Annotated in this window: 3 protein-coding genes; 1 reads left to right on the forward strand and 2 read right to left on the reverse strand. The window is 31.1% G+C overall.

Going from position 1 to position 1,698, the window contains the following annotated elements; translation table 11 throughout:
• Positions 1 to 260: 260 nt before the first annotated feature.
• Entirely contained in the window at positions 261 to 536 is a 276-nt protein-coding gene (locus PNO30_RS08355; RefSeq protein WP_219724175.1) for a hypothetical protein, read from the reverse strand.
• A 295-nt stretch (positions 537 to 831) separates the two neighbouring features.
• Here PNO30_RS08355 and PNO30_RS08360 point away from each other — a divergent pair, with 295 nt between their 5' ends.
• On the forward strand, positions 832 to 1,158 hold the full coding sequence (locus PNO30_RS08360; RefSeq protein ID WP_009732038.1) for a DMT family transporter: 327 nt from the start codon (positions 832 to 834) through the stop codon (positions 1,156 to 1,158).
• A gap of 163 nt (positions 1,159 to 1,321) precedes the next feature.
• On the opposite strand, the gene PNO30_RS08365 is transcribed toward PNO30_RS08360, so the two are convergent.
• Entirely contained in the window at positions 1,322 to 1,474 is a 153-nt protein-coding gene (locus PNO30_RS08365; RefSeq protein WP_271988022.1) for a hypothetical protein, read from the reverse strand.
• Positions 1,475 to 1,698: the final 224 nt, after the last annotated feature.

Raw genomic sequence — 1,698 nt, forward strand, 5'->3', positions numbered from 1 at the left:
TCTGTACTGAAATCAAGGTATTATTGGGAATCCCAGCTTAAATCATAGATGCCGTAAGGGATTTTATTCTTTATTTAAAACTTTGCAACAGAACCGGATTTTGAGTCTAATATTATTAGTTTTAAATCTCAGAAATATTGATTTTATAAGCTTTTTTTCCATAATATTTTTTAAAACTTAGTATCACTTCCAAAGTTTAGATACTTTTTAGTAACTATAAAATGCTAGAAAGTATACTCCTTATTAAAAAGAGTTTTGGACTAGTTTTGTGCAATTTTATTACCCATATCCGTAATAAGAGAGGCTAAATTAATTGCCTTTAATGATTGTAGAAATTGGTTGTGAATATCATTAGACACATAACCAGCTAGCAAAATATGCTCAGCCATGTCATATTGCTTAATCAAGAGAATCTTATCATGTTTTTCATTAAATAAAATCGCACTAATTGCTGTATTAAAGACTGGAAAACGAAAACTCGCACATTGTGAACAATAAGGAATATCTCCCTCATCTTTTAAAAATTTTTTCTCCAAAGGATGCCCACATTCGGGACAACAAGTCATTGTTTTGTCAAATATAGAAACCTCTTTTTTAAAGTTCTTAAAAGTAATTTTACCAGTAAAATCGAGACCACGCAAGACATTGAAATAAATCAAGACTTTTTTTAAAATTTATCTTATGATATACTAAACTTATCAGCTATTGGTTCTGAAAAAGTGTCTGCCACAGTTTTACTACAAATTCTCATGACTTGTGCCAAGATTTATAAAAAACGGATAGCTATAATAGCTCTTAGAGCAAAAACATGACATATAGGAGGTTAAAGACATGTCATACTTTTATCTTTTTATCGCCATTGTAGGAGAGATATTGGGAACTAACCTTTTGAAATTATCAGACGGTTTTACAAAGCCTATTCCAACCGTTTCTGCCCTACTTAGCTATGGCGTTTGTTTCTATTTCCTCTCACTAGCAATGCAAAAAATTCCTTTAGGAATAGCTTATGCAACATGGTCAGCTGTCGGTTTAGTTTTGACAGCCTCTATCGCAGTAATGATTTTCAAAGAAACACTAAATGTTTATAGCATTATCGGTTTAATTTTGATTATCATTGGTGTTGTCATGGTTAACTTATTAGGAAATGCAGGACATTAATAAAACCGGCTCTATACTATTTGTAGTGGGTAAATCCCCTATGGATATTATGGAGCCTATTTTGTTGTAGAAAAAAAGTTCCATAAGAACTATAATGAAAAGCTAGAATTCTGTCAATATTTTGGACACATTTTGGGAGGGAATTTTGAAGACTAGCGTCCTCCTAATTTTCCCAATAAGTTTTAACTTCTTCAAAAATCTTATTCAAAAGTTCTGCATCTTTTTCTGACAACTGATTTTTTTCTATAACTCTATCTTTTAGTTCTGTTGCCTTTATTTTATTTCTTGCCACCGAAACTGCTATTGAATGTTTCAAAATATCAAACTCATCCTTTGAAAAGTTTGCAATATTGGTAAGATCTAATTGTTCTAGAGGTAAACTACTGATAATTGAATAAGGTTTTTGTCCCAGCAAATAATCTGTAGTAGTCCCAAAGATATTTGCGGTTCTGTTGCAAAGTTTTAAATCTACTATCAAATAAGGTAGAATAATAGAAAAAGATAGCAGGAGGAATGACGATGAATCATTTTAAAGGAAAG

The sequence above is a fragment of the Gemella haemolysans genome (genome assembly GCF_028308085.1).
Taxonomy (GTDB): Bacteria; Bacillota; Bacilli; order Staphylococcales; family Gemellaceae; genus Gemella; species Gemella haemolysans_D.